This is a genomic window from Ruminococcus sp. AF17-22AC (genome assembly GCF_003460065.1).
Lineage (GTDB): Bacteria > Bacillota > Clostridia > Lachnospirales > Lachnospiraceae > Blautia_A.
In genome coordinates this window covers 126,523-146,039 of sequence record NZ_QRXT01000004.1, presented here as the reverse complement: position 1 = coordinate 146,039, position 19,517 = coordinate 126,523, and the positions used below count along the sequence as shown (strand labels likewise).

The following is a 19,517-nucleotide window of genomic DNA, read 5'->3' as shown; positions in this document are numbered from 1 at the left end:
TCTATTTTATCTTAAGAATAAGCTATAAACAAGGTTTACAGTCAAGCATTTATCCAAAATCTCTTTTCTTTTAGTTATAAATCAATTCGGCGTTCACAACCTCTCTTGCACACGCCTGTATATTGTTCATTCTCGATACCCATTCCATCTGATTTTCTGCCTTTAACTGTTCTGTAATGCCCTGCTCCTGTTTCATCTGCTCTATAATCCTTTCAAAGCGTTCTTGTGCCTGTTCTTCTATATCTGCAAGATAACTATTCAGCCTGCCACTTGTAAGTAAATTCAAATATACACTTCTACGATATTCTTTCAGATAGCGTAAATGTCTTTGTCCCCATACGCCGATAAATCTCTGTTCTTCCTCCGTCAAGGTAAGACAGGGGATAAAATAATCCCCGTGTCTGATATAAGTGCCGCCCATTTCTTCAAAAATTGTTTTCTTCATAATCATTTCCACCTTTCTTATCGTTCTCTATCCATAGATTTCTTTTTAACTGACCGTTTCGGCTGCTGTCTGCTTTCCTGCTGATAGCGGTGCAATTTTTCCCGTATGCTTGCCTTTTTCGGCGGTTCTGATGACGGCTCTTTCTTCTGCTCTGTCTGATTTTCCCATGCTCGCAGCTCCTCATTATATTCCCTGACCAGTTTTTCCGATTTCTGATACGTCTTTGCAAAGGACTGAACATCTGGATATCCTGCCTGTGTTACCATCTGTTCCATATCTGTATGAATACGTTTTTCCTGTTTCTCTGCCTGTTCAATTTTGCCCTCTAAGGATTTCCGTACTTTTCCTTTGAAAAATCCTGTTGTCTCGGAAAGCTGTTTCTTCAACAAGGAAAGCTCCTGTTGCGTGGACTTCATCGCCTGTGACTGCTTCTGAAGTTTCTCCATCAGCTTCCGCATATCATTCCATTCCTGTAAATCAATCTTCGGTACTGGCTTTGGCGGCAGCTTAAATTTGAAAATCATTTCCTGTAAGAAGTCTTTCGCACCACGGATAATCTGCTGAAACATATCCGGCAGCCAACCATGTGTCCTTATTGATTGCAGCGTTTTGTCAGTGATTTTTTCCCGCTTGACCGTTAAAATATCTTCTTCGGGAACGCCCTCGACTAATGCCACATCAACCGTCCGATTCCATTCCTGCCTTGCCGCATTATCTGCCCGTATTTCTGCTTCTTTCGGATTATTCTTCCCGATTTTCTTCGTTGCCAGATACACACCGCCCTGCTGAAATACAGACAGCTTTTCGGATTCTTCTTTCACATGACTGTTGATGATTTCCGTAAACATTTCCTTCACTTCTCTGGTAAAAGCATCGTTCTTAAACCATTCATCTTTCTTCGTAAAAATATGGCTCTCATAAACTTCCCCTTTGGGAATAATGCTGCATCCTACCCGAAGATTTCCCTGCTCATCTAAAATCTCTTTCTTCGTGCGTCTGTGCTTTCCCTGCTCATCATAAAACATATTTCTGATAGCAATTTTCACTTCGGGATGTTCCAGCATTTTCCGTTCGCTGAATACAAGATGGATATGGTAATTGGTCATTCTTTTGTTATGGTGAAGTGCCACACTACATTCTACACCATACCTTTTATGAAAGCTGTCCGTGAAAAGCCTTACTACATCATCTGCCTTGTACTCAACAAAACTTTCTGGAAGTGCAATGATAAACTCTCGTCCTTCAATACATTTCCCTGCTGTTCCGCTTGCCTTAAAATCCAACTGATTCTCTCTGGCAAGATTTTTCCAGAACTCTGATGTTGCTCCTTCCGTCTGATAGGTAGCATAGAGATGTTCCTGTCTTTTCGGATTGGAAATATAGTCAATTCTTCCTGCCACATCAGACAGCTTGTTTTGTCTGATAAATGAATGTCTGCCTATAAGCATTCTCCTTTCCGGCTCTCGCCTACTTTGCTGTGAGTAGGTGCATAGGCACCTGTTTACGAACTATCCGCCTGTCGGCGGTTGCCCCCTGCAAGGGCGAAATACACAGAGCATAAACGAAGTTTGTGCGATGGGTGTATTTCGCTCTCAAACGCCGAGGGCTTTATAAGGTGCTATCTTCCTCTGTCATGTTCCGGCTTGGACTTTTTATTTTGGGCGTATCCGCCCTTTTTATTTGCCCGTATCCGGGCTTATTTTTTATCCCTGACACCAAACCGATTCTTTACTTTTCTGTCTGATTTATTCCGGTATCCTTGCCCGTACATACTCCAGATCACCGCAATAGGGCGTTCCCACCAGATACCATTCCCTCGCCAGATTCATTTCCATCCTGGTCTTTACCCACTGATCATCTACCAGAACTTCCATACACTCTCCGCAGTGAAATCCCGTATCAATCCATAAGTCCATTGACAGCAATCCATATCTTCCATTTTCACAGTTATAACCTAATCTTCCTTCTCTCATTGCATGATTCTCCTTTCCAGATTTCTCCTTGTCTATGCTTAACAGGGGCGTGCCACGCTCCTGTTCTTATCACCAAGGAAGAATTACCATCGGAAACTCTCCGGCACTCCACGTCTGTCCAGATACTCTTTTCTCGCCCGTTCCCGTTCTTCCTCTGTCGGAGCAGTTTTAAATTTTCCATACAGGTCACGCATGACCATTCTGTCCAGTTTTTTCTCCAATCCCTGCTTGATTTCTTTCTCACAGCTCCCATCTTCAACCAAGTGAAAGCGGAGCAACTGCATAAATAATTCCTGTGATATTTGCACATTTCCCATCTTATCCATCCTTTCCGTGACGGTATGTGACAGTCGTGACGGTTATTTTGATACCGCCCCGCTGTCAAAAATACCGTCACAACCGTCACGTACTGTCACGCATTCTCTGTATTGTCTTTCCAGAGCCTTAGTTTCCGTCCCTCATGGACACGCTCACTCCGAAAGAGAATCCCATGCTCTGCATACAACCTTCCTGCAAGAACATTCAGCTTTCTTGTAATAACATGAGGTTGAATGTCCACATTTATCAGTGCAACAAGTGCCGTTGGAGAACCCTCCCAATAAGGATTGTCTTTCATAACAAGCTCCGCAATCTCATCCAGTAACGGCTCTGGCGGTTCTTTCCATAATTCCGTTTCTGCCTTTTGCAAATCCCACAACAATGTTTCTGTATTGCGGATAAGATACAGCTTCTGGTCTTGCTGATCTCTGCCCGATACTTCCAGTGTTGCGGCATTGCCTGTCCGTTTTTCTTTCTGAAGAAGAAACGCTCCGTCTGCCGCCCCAAGCAGTCCGCTTGTCCCGGAAATCATGTCAAACTTATCATCCGCATTCTGCTTTCTCGTGTGGTGTACGAGCAGTAAGCAAAGTCCGTGAGCATCCGCAAAACTTTTCAGTCTTGCCATAATCTGATAATCATTTGCATAACTGTAATTATCGCCGCCAACCTCACGCACTTTCTGAAGCGTATCAATGATAATCAGCTTCGTGTCCTTATGCTCTGCCACAAATCTTGCAAGCTGTTCATCCAGTCCATTTCCAAGCTGGCTGGCAGAAACAGAGAAGTAAAGATTATCGGTACTTTCTGTCCCGAACATCCGGTACAGACGCTCCTGCAAGCGGCGGTAATCGTCCTCAAGTGCCAGATACAGCACCGTTCCTTTTCGGGTGGTATAATTCCAAAGCGGTGTACCTGTGCTGACATGGTAGGCAAGCTGTGCCATCAGAAAGCTCTTCCCCAGTTTGGGCGAACCTGCAAAGATATAAGTGCCGGGGTAGAGCAGACCGTCAATCAACGGCTGCTTACTCCGATACTGTGTGTCAAACAGTTCATTCATGGAGATTGTCTGGAGATAGGACGGGTCTGATCGCAACTGCATTTCTCTCTGCAATTCCTCAAAACTCTTGATATTTCCACCATTCTCGGATATACTACTTGTAGTGTTTTTACGAATTGGCTGCTCCGTATCTGCGCCAACAGATACATCCGGGGCAGTCTTTTCTTTTTTATTTTCCATCCTCGTCCTCTCCTTTCAGACCGCCCATAATAACAGCGATCAGTTCAATGACATTCAGCAGTTCTTCATCCACACCGTTTCCTGCTTCAATCCGCTTTAATTCTGTGAGCACAGTGGCAAGTTCCGTTTTAAGTGCCTTGAATATTCTGGGATTGCCCTGTACCACTACATCCTGATTCAGACAGCGGCGGTAACAGTATTCCTGCTTTGGCAGTCCCGATAAGGCAACTGCCTTGTTAATGAGTTCATTTTCTTCGGGCGATACCCGAAACCCTACTGTGATGTTTCTCCAACGGTTTTTGTTATCTCTGTTCTTAGCTGACATTTTCAATCTCTCCTTTCCCTAAATCGTCTAATCTATCTGCCATTTCCGTTTGCTTTGACGGGAACAGATGAGCGTACTGGTAAGTGATGTCAATGCTTTCATGCCCTACACGGTCTGCAATCGCCACCGCTGAAAATCCCATATCAATCAACAGGCTGATGTGGCTGTGCCGTAAATCATGGATACGGATTCGTTTTACGCCTGCGGCTTTCGCACCTCTGTCCATCTCGTGATGAAGATAACTTTTTGTGACTGTAAAGATTCGGTCTTTCTTCTTCAATCCGTAAAGCATCTGCAAATATTCCTGCATTTCTTCACATAGGAACTTCGGCATTTTGATGATGCGGTTACTTTTCTTTGTTTTCGGTGTGGTAATCACATCTTCGCCGTGTAATCGCTGATAGGACTTATTGATTCTGACCGTTTCTTTCTCAAAATCGAAATCAGCGGCGGTCAGTGCCAGCAGTTCTCCTTCACGGATGCCGCACCAGTAGAGCATTTCAAAAGCGTAAAAGGAAACAGGCTTGTCCATCATCTCAAATGAGAATTTCTTGTATTCTTCTTTCGTCCAGAACAGCATTTCCTTGTGTTCCTCACTTCCCATATTTCCCGCTTTAGCGGCTGGATTGGAACGCAGCTCATAATACCGCACCGCATGATTGAAGATAGCGGACAACTGATTGTGCAGCGTTTTCAGATAGGTCTGTGAGTATGGCTTTTTCTTTTCGTCCCGATAGGCAAGCATCTCATTCTGCCATGCGATAACCTCTTTTGTAGAAATCTCGCTGATTTTCAACTTGCCGAAATAAGGTAAAATCTTTGTGCGGATGATATGCTCCTTTGTCAGCCATGTATTCTCCTTCAGACGGCTTTTCATATCCCGGATATACAGTTCGGTAAAAGCTTCAAAACTCATATCCATATCAGAGGAGTTCTGCAACTGAAACATTCGCTCCCATTCCTGTGCTTCTTTCTTGGTAGAAAATCCACGCTTGCATTTCTGCTTACGCTCGCCTTTCCAGTTGACATATCTCGCCATCACATACCATGTTCCATTGCTCTCGTTCTTGAATACCGGCATTATTCATCCTCCTTTCCTTATTCCTGTCCTGCCTTGTAGGACATAGTGGTATCCCCTTGGGGATTTCCTGTTCCGTAGAGCCTTTCATAGAAATACTGGCGGTTTACCCGTCCTGAAATAGTAATAAAGCCTTTTTCTTTCAGTTCCTCATTCAACTGACGGATTAGCTTGTAAGCATACGGCTTTGATACGCTTAGTTCCTGTGCCACTTCTTCGGCACAAATAAATCTGTTTTTCATATAATCAGTCCTTTCTTTCGTTTTTGATTGCCGTTCTATCCGAATGAAGTTCCAGCAGGTATTCCCTGTTCGGCACTGTGCTGTCCCGATATACCGTAATAGATCAGGCGCTCGCTTGCCGTCTGGCAAGGTCTTGGCGGTTTATACTGTTCGGACGGTCATTTTGTTTTTATTAAACTTATTTGCTTAATTCGAACTTATTATACTAAGCATATTTGCTTGTGTCAAGTGGCTTTTCGGAAAATATTAAACTTTTTTGTTTTGTATTATCTTGACTTCTCCTAAACATATCTGCTATACTCATTGTAAAATACATACAAGGAGTGGACACGTTATGGCGATTGGAGAGAGAATCCATTTTTTCCGCATTCTGCGTGGGATGACACAAAAATATCTTGGTACGATTGTCGGCTTTCCTGAGCGAAGTGCCGATGTACGTTTAGCACAATACGAAACAGGAACAAGAAAACCGAAGGCGGAACTTACTGCTGCACTGGCACAGGCTCTGGATGTTTCCCCTCATGCCCTCGATGTGCCTGACATTGACAGCTATATCGGACTGATGCACACTTTATTTACCCTTGAAGATTTGTACGGTCTGACTGTCAGTGAATCAGACGGAGAAATCTGTCTGAAAGTCGATACTTCCAAAGGCAAAGATGCTCACGAACTCCAGAAAATGCTGTATGCCTGGAAAGAACAGGCTGACAAGCTATCTTCTGAGGAAATCAGTAAAGACAAATACAATGAGTGGCGTTACCACTACCCAGAATTTGATACTACGCAAACATGGGCAAAAGTCCCATCACAGGCACTTAGCGACGCTCTAATAAATTCTTTAAAGGAGGAACATCTATGAAGCATCTGTTTAAGGCAACAAAAATGGGTTGGGCTAAAGAAAAAGAAGGTATCTATTTCGATTCAAGCACTTTCACCGCCGAAGAAGCCAAACAAGAGTTCAAAGAATATCACGGAACAACAGATAGGGGTTATCCTTACACTGGTTACGAATATGATGGTCAAAAATATCATGATGTAACTTATTTAGGTGAATTTGAAGATGATGAATTACCCCATAATGATATCGAGTTGATGGATATTCTTATAAAGCGTCAGCAAAAAAATAAATAAGCATGACAAAAAGCCCTTAGCCATGAGTTTTTACCCACAGCTAAGGGCTTTCTAAATAATATGGATTTCTTTGTTGCACAACCACCTGTCAATCATTCTCTAACCCGAAAACCACTGGATTACAAGAATATTGGCTCTTATGCAACCGTTATCAAATTGTTATCAAAAGACTTTTAAAAGTACCGCAAACCCGCATAAACGCTGGATTTACTAAGCATTTTTGTTTATTCAAACTCCAGACAGACAGTATGCTATATAAGTGAAAATCATTGATTTTAAGGCATTTTCAGGAACTATCAACCACTAAAATCTATGTGAAAAAAAATAAAAAATGCAATAAAAATGCAATCGAAGTACATTCAGATTTTATAAGATAGACCAGCAAACCTCAATATCATCCAAAAATAGACGTTCAACAATGAGCGTCTATTTTTTGTTTCAAAATTAAATGGGGCTGAAAACAGCCCCGATGGGAATTGGAGATTTGACCCTCCCGGATTCTTCATGTCATGCCAGCCGTAATTTTTTCCATTGCCCCTGCACATTTTAGCAAAAATTCCCAGAAATTCCGTCGCCCACCATAATGCTTTTTACAGTTGTTATTATTGTCATAAGCGTACCTCCTGATATTATAAATCTCCACTGAAATCTACTTTTAAGTTGTTGGGAGTACATGACAGAGCTACATGAGAAAACACAAGCTAACAATCCTAACCATGACTATTTAATTTTTAACACCTAGATAATATCACAACCCTGTAATTTCTTCAATAGCCCCAGAAAGGATGTGATACCACGAAGAAATCACCACCGCCGGAGCGTTCCCCTCCGGCTTCCAGACCGGAACCCGAAACCTACCATCAAACACAACATTCAGAAAGGACAGGTACATCTATATGGAATTAAAATTTGTTATCCCCAACATGGAAAAAACATTCGGCAACTTGGAGTTTGCCGGAGAAGACAAAACAGAACAGAGAAGAATCAACGGACGCATAGCGGTACTCTCTCGCAGCTTCAACCTTTATTCAGACGTACAGAGGGCGGATGATATTGTGGTTATCCTCCCTGCCGAAGCCGGAGAGAAACATTTTGACTTTGAGGAACGTGTAAAGCTCGTCAATCCCCGTATTACCGCAGAGGGCTATAAAATCGGCACAAGGGGCTTTACCAACTACATTTTACACGCTGACGATATGGTAAAAGCATAAGGAAAAGGAGGACATCAGACTATGAGATTAGCAAACGGAATCGTGATTGACAAGGAAGCAACATTCGGGGCATTGAAATTTTCTGCCCTCCGCCGTGAGGTTCACCTCCAGAATGAAGACGGCTCGGTATCAGAAGAAATCAAGGAGCGTACCTATGACTTAAAATCCAGAGGACAGGGGCGTATGATTCAGGTTTCCGTCCCTGCCAGCGTGCCGTTAAAAGAGTTCGATTATAACGCAGAGGTAGAACTTATCAATCCTGTGGCAGATACCGTGGCAACAGCTACCTTTCAGGGGGCAGAGGTGGACTGGTACATCAAGGCAGAGGATATTGTCCTGAAAAAAGGGGCTGCCATGAATCCGCAGCCACCGAAGAAAGACGCTCCCCCTGTAAAATAACAGGAACATAAAAAAACGAAAGGAGGATTGTTCTCATGAAACAGCTTTTCCCCCGTGGAAAACGTATCCGCCCCACGGATAAAGACCTTGTGTTCCATACTGCCCTTGCCGCCCTGTTCCCTGTCTTCCTGCTGGTTGTCCTGCTGTTTCATATCCGGCAGATTGCCGGAACCAACTGGCAGGAAGTGTCCCTTTCCCAGATAATACAGGATGTAAATATCCCTTACCTGTTATTCAGTATGGGCGTGGCAGGGCTGGTGTGTCTTGCAGCAGTTCTTCTGTTCTGGCGATACCGCAGGGACGAAGTAAAACAGCTCATCCACCGCCAAAAGCTGGCAAGGATGGTGTTGGAAAACAAGTGGTATGAATCGGAACAGAGAAAGGAAGACACTTTTTTCAAGGACTTGTCTTCCAGCCGTTCCAAAGAAGCCATCACTTACTTTCCAAAAATCTACTACCGGATGAAACAGGGCTTGCTCCATATCCGTGTGGAAATCACCTTGGGGAAATATCAGGAGCAGCTTTTAAACTTGGAGAAAAAGCTGGAAAGCGGCTTGTACTGTGAGCTGACGGATAAGGAATTAAAAGATTCCTATGTGGAATACACCCTGCTTTATGATACCATTGCCAACCGTATTTCCATTGAGGATGTACAGGCAAAGGACGGCAGGCTTCGGCTTATGGAAAATGTCTGGTGGGAGTATGATAAGCTCCCCCATATGCTCATTGCCGGAGGAACCGGCGGTGGAAAGACCTACTTTATCCTAACCCTTATTGAAGCCCTGCTCCGCACCAACGCCATCCTGTTCGTGTTAGACCCCAAAAACGCCGACCTTGCGGATTTACAGGCGGTTATGCCGGATGTGTACTACAAAAAGGAGGATATGCTTTCCTGCATTGACCGTTTCTATGAGGAAATGATGAAACGCAGCGAAGACATGAAGCTCATGGAGAATTACCGGACAGGGGAAAACTACGCTTACTTGGGGCTTCCGGCAAATTTCCTTATCTTTGATGAATATGTGGCATTTATGGAAATGCTCGGCACAAAAGAAAACGCCGCTGTCCTCAACAAGTTAAAACAAATCGTTATGCTTGGGCGGCAGGCTGGCTTCTTCCTGATTCTCGCCTGCCAGCGTCCGGACGCAAAGTATCTGGGGGACGGAATCCGTGACCAGTTCAATTTCCGTGTGGCTCTGGGGCGGATGTCGGAAATGGGCTATGGGATGATGTTCGGGGAAACCACAAAGGACTTCTTCCTAAAGCAGATAAAGGGGCGTGGCTATGTGGATGTGGGAACTAGCGTTATCTCGGAGTTTTACACGCCCCTTGTACAAAAAGGACACGATTTCCTCAAAGAAATAAAAAAACTGACAGACAGCAGGCAGGGAGTGCAGGCGGCGTGCGAAGCGAAAGCCGCAGAAGCGGACTGACCTGCTGTGGCTGGTGTGCCGCAAGGCACGCCAGCATAAACCCCTCGTATCTAACAGAGGGGTACAAATCGACAGGCAACAACCAAACAACAGGGCAGAATCCCATGGTACACAAGGGATTTTCCCATATCCGGCGTGTGTCAACAAGGCTCTGAAAGTTGACATACGCTTTTTTAGACAGGAGGGATTTTCACTGAATGAAGAAACATGGGTACGGGACATCAAAGAAAAACGGGAAAGTTACGGTATCTCACAACAGAAACTTGCCCTAGCTGCCGGAATCACCCGTCCGTACCTGAGCGACATTGAAACAGGCAAGGCTCACCCGTCCGAAGTATTACAGGAAGCCATCACGGAAGCTCTGGAACGATTCAACCCAGACGCTCCCCTTGAAATGCTCTTTGACTATGTGCGGATTCGCTTTCCCACTACGGATGTGAAGCATATCGTGGAAGACGTGCTGCGGCTAAAGCTCCCCTACTTTATCCATGAAGACTACGGTTTCTACTCTTACACAGAGCATTACTATCTGGGGGATATTTTCGTTCTGGTATCACCGGAACTGGAAAAAGGGGTGCTGCTGGAACTGAAAGGGCGTGGCTGCCGCCAGTTTGAAAGCTATCTGCTGGCACAGGAACGGAGCTGGTATGAGTTTTTCATGGATGTTCTCATGGAGGACGGCGTGATGAAGCGGCTTGACCTCGCCATCAATGACAAAACGGGAATCCTGAACATTCCCCATCTGACAGAGAAGTGCCGGAATGAGGAATGTATCTCGGTCTTCCGCAGCTTCAAAAGCTACCGCAGCGGCGAACTGGTACGGCGTGAGGAAAAAGAATGTATGGGGAACACCCTGTATATCGGCTCCCTCCAAAGTGAGGTGTACTTCTGCATTTACGAAAAGGACTATGAGCAGTACAAAAAGCATGATATTCCCATTGCGGACGCAGAGGTAAAGAACCGCTTTGAAATCCGGCTGAAAAATGAGCGTGCCTTTTACGCCATCCGTGACCTGTTAGAACATGACAATCCAGAACGGACAGCCTTTCAAATCATCAACCGCTATGTCCGGTTCGTGGACAAGGACGATACGAAACCCCGTTCTGACTGGCGTATCAGTGAGGAATGGGCGTGGTTCATTGGGGAACACAGGGGAAGCCTGAAACTGACAACCAAACCGGAACCCTATTCCTTTGAACGCACCCTGCACTGGCTCTCCCATCAGGTAGCACCCACATTAAAGCTGGCTCTCCGTCTGGATAAGATGAACCACACCCAGATTGTCCATGACATCATCACCCATGCAAAGCTGACGGAGAAGCACGAAAAAATCCTGAAGCAGCAAGCCGCCGCTGCAAAAGAGGTGGTGCTTTAACGGCGGCAATTTTGGAACCTAAGAACTCTTACAGGAAAGAAAGGAGCTTTTATGAATTTCGGACAGAATCTTTACAACTGGTTTTTATCCAACGCCCAGTCCCTTGTGCTGCTGGCAATCGTGGTAATTGGACTGTACCTCGGATTTAAGAGGGAATTTTCCAAACTTATCGGTTTTCTGGTAGTTTCCCTTGTAGCGGTTGGGCTGGTCTTCAATGCGGACGGTGTAAAGGACATCTTACTGGAACTGTTCAATAAGATTATCGGTGCATAGAAAAACCCATTTTACACTTCCGTTATGGAGCAAGCTCTGATTGCTTCATGGCGGAAGTCCACTAGGGGCTTGGGGAGCGTAACTCCCCAAAAGAAAGAAGATGTAATATGATAGTGTATGATAATTGAGATAAACTAAGAATGGTGGTATAATTTCTTTATATAGTAATTGAAAGCGGAGGAAATGTATGAAGGATTTTATTGATTTTTTGAAATTACCACCGAACATTTTAGGAGCTTTATCTATTGCCAGTGGTACATTATTATTATTGCCTCAAAAGTTAGCCCAAAAGTTTTATATTATAAATTTTCGAGAAAAATATGGTTTTACAATAGGCATTGTTTTTGTGATTTCCACAGCCTTACTAATAGTTTTATTACTATCTAAAATTTTTCATTTCTTTTATGACAAGTATGCTTCAAAGAGATTAGGAACTGCTCAGATTAAATATTTGAAAAATATGACACCAGAACAGGTGACAATCATTCGGGAGTTTTTACGTGAACCAACTCACACCCTGCCATTACCCATGAACAATGGATTAGTAATAGAACTTCAACATTTACAAATATTAACCCCTGCCGGACAAACTCATTTAGTAAGTATGTTAGACCCACAAATCAATTATTTTTTACAACCTTGGGTAATTAAAAAAATCAATAGTGATGAAGAATTAAAGCGAATATTTTATTAGAAAAATGGCAACTGACAAACAAAGTTAGTTGCCATTTTTGTTCTAAGAAAGGACGTGATACTAATTGAGAAAATGAGAATCTACATCCTGAACACCACACGGTTTTACCATGAGGATTTTGAGGAGTACCCTGGGGCATGGTTTTCCTGTCCCGTGGATTTTGAGGAAGTCAAGGAACGTCTTGGCGTTCAGAGTGAGGAAGAAATCGAAATTGAAGACTATGAGCTGCCGTTTCCGTTGGAGGGCAACACAAGGCTCTGGGAAATCAACGCCCTTTGCCGGATGGTACAGGAAATGCAGGGAACGCCCCTCTATTATGAAATGGATGTGGTACAAAAGCGGTGGTTTTCCAGCTTTACGGAATTTATCGACCACAAAGACCAGATACGCTGCTATCCGGTTCAGGACGGGGAATCCCTCGCCCGTTATCTGGTGCAGGAGGTACAGATATTTGGAGAAGTACATCCAGACCTGTTGAACCATATCGACTACGCTTCCATTGGTCGGGAGCTGGAAACCAGCGAAAACTATCTGTTTACGGACAATGGTATCTTTTATTACCGCTAAAAGGAGGTGGAGGAACTTGGAAGAAATGCGGATTTACATTGCCAACTTAGGAAAATACAATGAGGGCGAACTGGTAGGGGCATGGTTCACGCCGCCTGTGGATTTTGAGGAAGTCAAGGAACGTATCAGTTTGAATGATGAATATGAGGAATACGCCATCCATGACTATGAACTACCCTTTGAGATTGACGAATATACCCCCATTGAGGAAGTCAACCGCCTGTGTGAAATGGTGGAGGACTTACCGGAGTACATTCAGGAGGAACTATCAGAGCTGCAATCCTACTTTGGCAGTATCGAAGAACTCTGTGAGCATGAAGACGATATTATCTGCCATTCCGGCTGTGACGATATGGCGGATGTGGCTCGCTACTATCTGGAAGAAAGCGGACAGCTTGGAGAACTTCCGGCACACTTACAAAACTATATCGACTATGCAGCCTATGGGCGTGACATGGAATTGGAGGGAACCTTTGTTGTCACGAACCACGGCGTATATGAAATCTTACGGTAGACCCGTCTGTATCTCTTTCAGGAAATACAGGCGGATTTTTTATTCAGGGGCGGCTCTTTTGCTGTCCCCATCTTTTAGAAAGGACGGACAACATGAAGAAAATACGAAGCTATACCAGTATCTGGTCGGTGGAAAAGGTACTCTATTCCATCAATGATTTTAAGCTGCCATTCCCCATCACGTTCACACAGATGGCGTGGTTCGTGGTATCGGTGTTTGCAGTTATGCTCTTGGGGAACCTCCCTCCCCTTTCATTCATTGACGGGGCATTTTTAAAATATTTCGGCGTACCTTTTGCCCTCACTTGGTTCATGTGCCAGAAGACCTTTGACGGGAAGAAGCCTTACGGCTTCCTGAAATCCGTACTGGCATATCTGGTACGCCCGAAACTGACCTATGCAGGAAAGCCCGTGAAGCTGGAAAAGGAATATCCAGCACAGCCCATCACGGCAGTAAGGAGTGATATTTATGGCATATCCGATTAAATATATCGAAAATAACCTTGTGTTCAACCATGACGGGGAGTGCTTCGCTTACTATGAGCTGCTTCCCTACAACTATTCCTTTTTAAGCCCTGAACAGAAATATCAGGTACACGATTCGTTCCGGCAGCTTATCGCCCAGAACAGGGACGGGAAGATTCACGCCCTGCAAATCAGCACCGAATCCAGCATACGGGCAGCACAGGAACGCTCCAAACAGGAAGTAACAGGCAAGTTAAAAGATATTGCCTGTGCAAAGATTGACGCACAGACCGAAGCCCTGATTTCCATGATAGGGGAAAATCAGGTGGACTACCGCTTTTTTATCGGCTTCAAGCTGCTTGTCAATGAGCAGGAAGTCACCATGAAGCAGTTTCGCAGGGAAGCAAAGACCGCCGTTTCCGATTTTCTCCATGAAGTCAACCACAAACTCATGGGAGATTTTGTTTCCATGAGCAATGAAGAAATCTGGCGGTTTCAGAAGATGGAAAAGCTGCTGGAAAGTAAAATCTCACGCCGCTTCAAAGTCCGGCGGCTTAACAAGGACGATTTTGGCTATCTGATTGAGCATTTATACGGGCAGACCGGAACCGCCTACGAAGATTATGAGTATTATCTTCCGAAGAAACGGTTTCAGGAGGAAACGCTGGTGAAATACTATGACCTCATCAAACCCACCCGTTGTCTGATAGAGGAAAACCAGCGGTATCTGAAAATCGAACAGGAAGACGGGACAGTTTATGCCGCCTACTTTACTATCAACAGCATTGTAGGGGAACTGGACTTCCCATCCTCGGAAATCTTTTACTATCAGCAGCAGCAATTTACTTTTCCCATTGATACCTCTATGAATGTGGAGATTGTGACAAACCGGAAAGCCCTCTCCACGGTGCGGAACAAGAAAAAAGAGCTGAAAGATTTGGACAACCACGCATGGCAGAATGACAGTGAAACCAGTACAAACGTGGTGGACGCTTTAGACAGCGTAAATGAGCTGGAATCCACCTTAGACCAGAGCAAGGAATCTATGTATAAGCTGTCCTATGTGGTGCGTGTGACGGCTCCCGACTTGGAAGAACTGAAACGCCGCTGCAATGAGGTGAAAGATTTTTATGACGATTTGAACGTGAAGCTGGTTCGCCCCTTTGGAGATATGCTGGGGCTGCATGGGGAATTTCTCCCTGCCAGCAAGCGGTATCTGAACGATTACATCCAGTATGTCACCAGCGACTTCCTCGCTGGTCTTGGCTTCGGGGCAACCCAGATGTTGGGGGAACCGGAGGGCATTTATATCGGGTACAGCCTTGATACGGGAAGAAACGTGTACTTAAAGCCTGCCCTTGCCAGTCAAGGAGTAAAAGGCTCCGTCACTAACGCCCTTGCTGCCGCTTTTGTCGGCTCCCTCGGCGGTGGAAAATCATTCAGCAACAACATGATTGTCTATTATTCCGTATTATTTGGGGCACAGGCTCTCATTGTTGACCCGAAAGCAGAACGGGGACGGTGGAAAGAAACCCTGCCGGAAATCGCCCATGAAATCAATATCGTAAACCTGACTTCGGAGGAACAGAACAGGGGCTTACTTGACCCGTATGTGATTATGGAGAACCCAAAGGATTCCGAATCACTGGCAATCGACATCCTGACTTTTTTAACAGGCATTTCCAGCCGTGACGGAGAGAAGTTCCCTGTTCTTCGGAAAGCCATCCGTGCGGTAACAAACAGTGAGGAACGGGGGCTTTTCAAGGTGATTGAAGAACTTCGGGCGGAGGGAACCACCATCAGCACCAGCATAGCCGACCATATCGAATCCTTTACGGACTATGACTTTGCACACCTGCTCTTTTCGGATGGGGATGTCACACAGTCCATCAGCCTTGAAAAGCAACTCAACATCATTCAAGTGGCGGATTTGGTGCTGCCGGATAAGGAAACCTCGTTTGAAGAATACACCACAATGGAGCTACTTTCCGTGGCAATGCTCATTGTAATCAGCACCTTTGCCCTCGACTTCATCCATACCGACCGCAGCGTGTTTAAGATTGTGGATTTGGATGAAGCATGGAGCTTCTTACAGGTGGCACAGGGCAAGACACTCTCCATGAAGCTGGTTCGTGCCGGACGTGCCATGAACGCAGGCGTTTACTTTGTCACCCAGAACACGGACGATTTGCTGGATGAAAAGCTGAAAAACAATCTGGGCTTGAAATTTGCGTTCCGTTCCACAGACATCAACGAAATCAAGAAGACCCTTGCCTTTTTCGGGGTGGATTCCGAAGATGAAAACAACCAGAAGCGGCTCCGTGACTTGGAAAACGGACAGTGCCTTATCAGTGATTTATACGGGCGTGTGGGAGTCATACAGTTCCATCCTATCTTTGAAGACCTGTTCCATGCCTTTGATACCAGACCGCCCGTAAGAAAAGAGGTGGAATGATGGTGATACATAGAACTTCCAACGGGCAGCAACTCCCTGTTCCCTATTCAGCCAAAAAGGGGTTATCTTGGAAAATAGCAGGAAAAGTGATTGGCAGGGTACTTCTGGCACTCCTGCTCATCCTCCTGCTGCTTGCAGTCTTCGGCACAGCCGCCCATGCTGCCGGACTGGTGGATGATACGGTGGACGCTGCCAACGAATACAGCAAATATCCTCTGGACAACTACCAGCTTGATTTTTATGTGGACAGCGGATGGGACTGGCTCCCGTGGAACTGGCTGGACGGTATCGGAAAACAGGTGATGTACGGGCTGTATGCCATCACAAATTTTATCTGGACAATCAGCCTGTACCTTTCCAACGCCACGGGGTATCTGATTCAGGAAGCCTACTCGCTGGACTTCATTTCCTCTACGGCGGATTCCATTGGGAAAAATATGCAGACCCTTGCAGGCGTTACCACAGGCGGCTTGTCCTCGGAGGGATTTTATATCGGGTTCCTGCTGATTCTCATTCTGGTGGTGGGGCTTTACGTTGCCTACACAGGGCTTATCAAACGGGAAACCACAAAAGCCATCCATGCCGTTGTCAATTTCGTGGTGGTGTTCGTGCTGTCCGCTGCCTTTATCGCCTATGCCCCTGATTATATCGGGAAAATCAATGAATTTTCCGCAGACATCAGCAATGCCAGCCTGACCCTTGGTACAAAGATTGTGCTGCCGAACTCGGAAAGTCAAGGAAAAGACAGCGTGGATTTGATACGGGACAGCCTGTTTTCCATTCAGGTCAAGCAGCCGTGGCTCCTGCTGCAATACGGCAACTCGGATATGGAAAGTATTGGGGCTGACCGTGTGGAACGCCTGCTCTCAACCAGCCCAAACGAAAACAACGGGCAGGACAGGGAAGAAATCGTGGTGGTGGAAATCGAAGACAGGGAAAATACCAACCTTACCATCACAAAGACCATCAACCGCTTGGGAACCGTCTTCTTCCTGTTTATGTTCAATATCGGTATCTCCGTTTTTGTATTCCTGCTCACGGGGATAATGATTTTTTCACAGGTGCTTTTTATCATCTATGCCATGTTCCTGCCTGTGAGCTTCCTCCTTAGCATGGTTCCCTCTTTTGAGGGAATGTCAAAGCGTGCCATTACGAAACTGTTCAACACCATCCTTACCAGAGCCGGAATCACTCTGATTATCACGGTAGCGTTCAGCATTTCCACCATGCTCTACAACCTGTCTGGGGAATATCCGTTCTTCCTGACGGCGTTCTTGCAGATAGTGACTTTTGCCGGAATCTATTTCAAGCTGGGAGATTTAATGGGGATGTTCTCCTTACAGAGCGGCGATTCTCAAAGTATGGGAAGCCGTATCATGCGAAGACCCCGTATGCTCATGTACGCCCATATGCACCGTTTACAGCATAAGTTAGGACGTTCCGTGGCGGCTCTTGGGGCTAGAACGGCTGCATACCACGCAGGAAAACAGGCTGGCTCAGACCAGAGAAATGCTTCCCACTCCGGCTCTTCCAAACGGACACAGACAGACCACAGCAGACCAGACGGACAGGCAGCACTGGAAAAGGAATCCGTATGGAAACGGGCTGGTTCTGCGGTAGGTGCGGCGGCAGATACCAAAGATAAGATAGCCGATACTGCCGGACAGCTTCGGGAACAGGCAAAGGATTTGCCCGTCAATGCAAAGTACGCCCTTTACCACGGGAAAACACAGGTATCAGAGGGAGTACGGGATTTTACTTCCAACGTGACCCAGACCCGAACTGCCAGAGCCGAACAGCGAAACGCACAGGCAGAAAGCCGCAGACAGACCATTGCAGAACGCAGGGCGGAACTGGAACAGGCAAAACAACCGCAACAAAGAGCTTCCGAAGCACCCAAAGGGGCAGCTCCTGTCCATGAACGCCCTGTTACTGCAAAACAGCCAGAGGATTTTCGACATCATGCAGATACCACTCATGCAGGAAAACCAGCCATACAGCCAGCTTCCCCATCCATCAGGGAACGGGGACAGGTTTCTTATGGGGGAACTGTGGCGGAACGGGCTTCGGTTCCGGTGGTAAAAGCAGCTTCCATCCACCATGAACAAACACCGCCTGTAAGGACAGAACGCCAGATACTCCCTCCGATTTCCCCAGACAAACCAGAGGAAAGACAAAAGACAACTCCAACCATCACCCTTGCTGCTCCCCGTCCGGCAAGACCTGTCCAAAACGATACGGCTCCTGTGATACCGGAAGTAAAACGGGCTGCCCCTGTGGTAAAAGAATCGAACTTTACCATCCGGCGTACCACAGCCAGAAAGGAGTGGACAAAAACGGTAAAAACGGCTGCCAAACAAAAGAAAGGGGAGAAACCATGAAGTTAAGACACCTTTTCTTTGCCTGTTCCGGCGTGTTCGTGATGATGTTCTCCCTGCTCCTTTTGGTGGTGATTGTCTTCTCGGATGAGGAAGACGGCGGAAGCGGCGGAAACCTTATCTATGGGGGCGTGAGCGTATCACAGGAAGTCCTCGCCCATAAACCTATGCTGGAAAAGTATGCAAAGGAATATGGCATAGAGGAATACTTAAATGTGCTGCTCGCCATCATTCAGGTGGAATCCGGCGGCACGCTGGAAGACGTTATGCAGTCCTCGGAATCTCTGGGGCTTCCCCCGAACTCCCTTAGTACAGAGGAATCCATCAAACAGGGCTGTAAATATTTCTCGGAACTGCTCGCAGCGGCAGAAACAAAGGGCTGTGACTTAAACAGCGTGATTCAATCCTATAATTACGGCGGCGGTTTCCTAGACTATGTGGCAGGACACGGAAAAAAATACACCTTTGAACTGGCAGAGAGCTTCGCAAGGGACAAATCCGGCGGAAAGAAAGTCACCTACACCAACCCTGTTGCGGTAGAGAAAAACGGAGGCTGGCGGTATTCCTACGGAAATATGTTCTATGTCCTCTTGGTATCGCAATACCTGACCGTGGCACAGTTTGATGATGAAACGGTGCAGGCTATCATGGAGGAAGCCTTAAAGTATGAGGGATGGACGTATGTGTACGGGGGTGATTCTCCCTCCACTTCCTTTGACTGTTCGGGACTGGTGCAGTGGTGCTATGGCAAGGCAGGAATCGCCCTGCCACGGACAGCACAGGAACAGTACAATGTAACGCAGCACATCCCCCTGTCCGAAGCAAAAGCAGGGGATTTGGTCTTTTTCCACTCCACCTACAACGCCGGAACCTACATCACCCATGTGGGACTGTATGTGGGAAATAACCGGATGTACCATGCCGGAAATCCCATTGGTTATGCAGACCTGACAGGTTCCTACTGGCAACAGCACTTTGCCGGAGCCGGACGAATCAAACAATAAG

22 protein-coding genes are annotated in these 19,517 nt (G+C 46.0%); 14 read left to right on the top strand and 8 right to left on the bottom strand.

Going from position 1 to position 19,517, the window contains the following annotated elements; all coding sequences use genetic code 11:
• Positions 1-70: 70 nt before the first annotated feature.
• From DWW86_RS07945 to DWW86_RS07910, 8 genes are all read right to left on the bottom strand, one after another.
• Positions 71-445, bottom strand: coding sequence for a TnpV protein (locus DWW86_RS07945; protein WP_015540720.1), 375 nt, complete (start codon positions 443-445; stop codon positions 71-73).
• A gap of 17 nt (positions 446-462) precedes the next feature.
• A complete protein-coding gene (locus DWW86_RS07940) occupies positions 463-1,893 on the bottom strand; it encodes a MobA/MobL family protein (protein WP_117942772.1) in 1,431 nt (476 codons plus the stop codon).
• Between the two features lie 297 nt (positions 1,894-2,190).
• Positions 2,191-2,418, bottom strand: a complete 228-nt coding sequence (locus tag DWW86_RS07935; RefSeq protein ID WP_015540718.1) for a DUF5348 domain-containing protein — start codon at positions 2,416-2,418, stop codon at positions 2,191-2,193.
• A gap of 83 nt (positions 2,419-2,501) precedes the next feature.
• The gene (locus DWW86_RS07930; protein ID WP_015540717.1) at positions 2,502-2,735 is read right to left on the bottom strand and encodes a hypothetical protein; all 234 of its coding nucleotides are present in this window, start codon (positions 2,733-2,735) and stop codon (positions 2,502-2,504) included.
• A 95-nt stretch (positions 2,736-2,830) separates the two neighbouring features.
• On the bottom strand, positions 2,831-3,973 hold the full coding sequence (locus DWW86_RS07925) for a helicase RepA family protein (RefSeq protein ID WP_117845757.1): 1,143 nt from the start codon (positions 3,971-3,973) through the stop codon (positions 2,831-2,833).
• Positions 3,963-4,298, bottom strand: a complete 336-nt coding sequence (locus DWW86_RS07920) for a plasmid mobilization protein (protein WP_015540715.1) — start codon at positions 4,296-4,298, stop codon at positions 3,963-3,965. Before DWW86_RS07920 ends, DWW86_RS07925 begins: the two co-directional genes overlap by 11 nt.
• On the bottom strand, positions 4,288-5,379 hold the full coding sequence (locus DWW86_RS07915; protein WP_117739262.1) for a site-specific integrase: 1,092 nt from the start codon (positions 5,377-5,379) through the stop codon (positions 4,288-4,290). Before DWW86_RS07915 ends, DWW86_RS07920 begins: the two co-directional genes overlap by 11 nt.
• Positions 5,380-5,396: 17 nt before the next feature.
• A complete protein-coding gene (locus DWW86_RS07910) occupies positions 5,397-5,618 on the bottom strand; it encodes a helix-turn-helix domain-containing protein (RefSeq protein ID WP_117942771.1) in 222 nt (73 codons plus the stop codon).
• A gap of 334 nt (positions 5,619-5,952) precedes the next feature.
• Here DWW86_RS07910 and DWW86_RS07905 point away from each other — a divergent pair, with 334 nt between their 5' ends.
• The 14 genes from DWW86_RS07905 (at position 5,953) to DWW86_RS07835 (ending at position 19,516) form a co-directional block, all read left to right on the top strand.
• A complete protein-coding gene (locus DWW86_RS07905; protein WP_117942770.1) occupies positions 5,953-6,477 on the top strand; it encodes a helix-turn-helix domain-containing protein in 525 nt (174 codons plus the stop codon).
• Positions 6,474-6,749: a hypothetical protein gene (locus DWW86_RS07900; RefSeq protein ID WP_117942769.1), complete on the top strand. Its 276-nt coding sequence runs from the start codon at positions 6,474-6,476 to the stop codon at positions 6,747-6,749. Before DWW86_RS07905 ends, DWW86_RS07900 begins: the two co-directional genes overlap by 4 nt.
• A gap of 896 nt (positions 6,750-7,645) precedes the next feature.
• Entirely contained in the window at positions 7,646-7,960 is a 315-nt protein-coding gene (locus DWW86_RS07895; protein ID WP_015552526.1) for a YdcP family protein, read from the top strand.
• Between the two features lie 21 nt (positions 7,961-7,981).
• Entirely contained in the window at positions 7,982-8,359 is a 378-nt protein-coding gene (locus DWW86_RS07890; RefSeq protein ID WP_015552525.1) for a YdcP family protein, read from the top strand.
• A 35-nt stretch (positions 8,360-8,394) separates the two neighbouring features.
• Positions 8,395-9,792, top strand: a complete 1,398-nt coding sequence (locus DWW86_RS07885) for an FtsK/SpoIIIE domain-containing protein (protein WP_015552524.1) — start codon at positions 8,395-8,397, stop codon at positions 9,790-9,792.
• A gap of 193 nt (positions 9,793-9,985) precedes the next feature.
• Positions 9,986-11,167 (top strand): MobT family relaxase, encoded by a 1,182-nt coding sequence (mobT, locus tag DWW86_RS07875; protein WP_118587872.1) that lies wholly within the window; start codon positions 9,986-9,988, stop codon positions 11,165-11,167.
• Between the two features lie 51 nt (positions 11,168-11,218).
• Positions 11,219-11,440 carry a hypothetical protein gene (locus DWW86_RS07870; protein WP_002570387.1) on the top strand — a complete coding sequence of 74 codons (222 nt, stop codon included), beginning with the start codon at positions 11,219-11,221 and terminating at the stop codon, positions 11,438-11,440.
• A gap of 187 nt (positions 11,441-11,627) precedes the next feature.
• Positions 11,628-12,134, top strand: coding sequence for a superinfection exclusion B family protein (locus DWW86_RS07865; protein ID WP_011861920.1), 507 nt, complete (start codon positions 11,628-11,630; stop codon positions 12,132-12,134).
• Positions 12,135-12,206: 72 nt separating this feature from the next.
• Complete coding sequence (locus DWW86_RS07860) at positions 12,207-12,701, top strand: antirestriction protein ArdA (protein ID WP_015552522.1); 495 nt, start codon at positions 12,207-12,209, stop codon at positions 12,699-12,701.
• Positions 12,702-12,726: 25 nt separating this feature from the next.
• Positions 12,727-13,215: an antirestriction protein ArdA gene (locus tag DWW86_RS07855; RefSeq protein WP_173813098.1), complete on the top strand. Its 489-nt coding sequence runs from the start codon at positions 12,727-12,729 to the stop codon at positions 13,213-13,215.
• 92 nt (positions 13,216-13,307) lie between these two features.
• Complete coding sequence (locus tag DWW86_RS07850; RefSeq protein WP_005427021.1) at positions 13,308-13,700, top strand: conjugal transfer protein; 393 nt, start codon at positions 13,308-13,310, stop codon at positions 13,698-13,700.
• Entirely contained in the window at positions 13,684-16,134 is a 2,451-nt protein-coding gene (tcpF, locus tag DWW86_RS07845) for a conjugal transfer ATPase TcpF (RefSeq protein WP_015552521.1), read from the top strand. Before DWW86_RS07850 ends, tcpF begins: the two co-directional genes overlap by 17 nt.
• On the top strand, positions 16,134-18,515 hold the full coding sequence (locus tag DWW86_RS07840) for a CD3337/EF1877 family mobilome membrane protein (protein WP_109258196.1): 2,382 nt from the start codon (positions 16,134-16,136) through the stop codon (positions 18,513-18,515). Before tcpF ends, DWW86_RS07840 begins: the two co-directional genes overlap by 1 nt.
• Positions 18,512-19,516: a bifunctional lytic transglycosylase/C40 family peptidase gene (locus DWW86_RS07835; protein ID WP_015552520.1), complete on the top strand. Its 1,005-nt coding sequence runs from the start codon at positions 18,512-18,514 to the stop codon at positions 19,514-19,516. The genes DWW86_RS07840 and DWW86_RS07835 overlap by 4 nt, the downstream gene beginning before the upstream one ends.
• The last annotated feature ends 1 nt before the right edge of the window (position 19,517 follow it).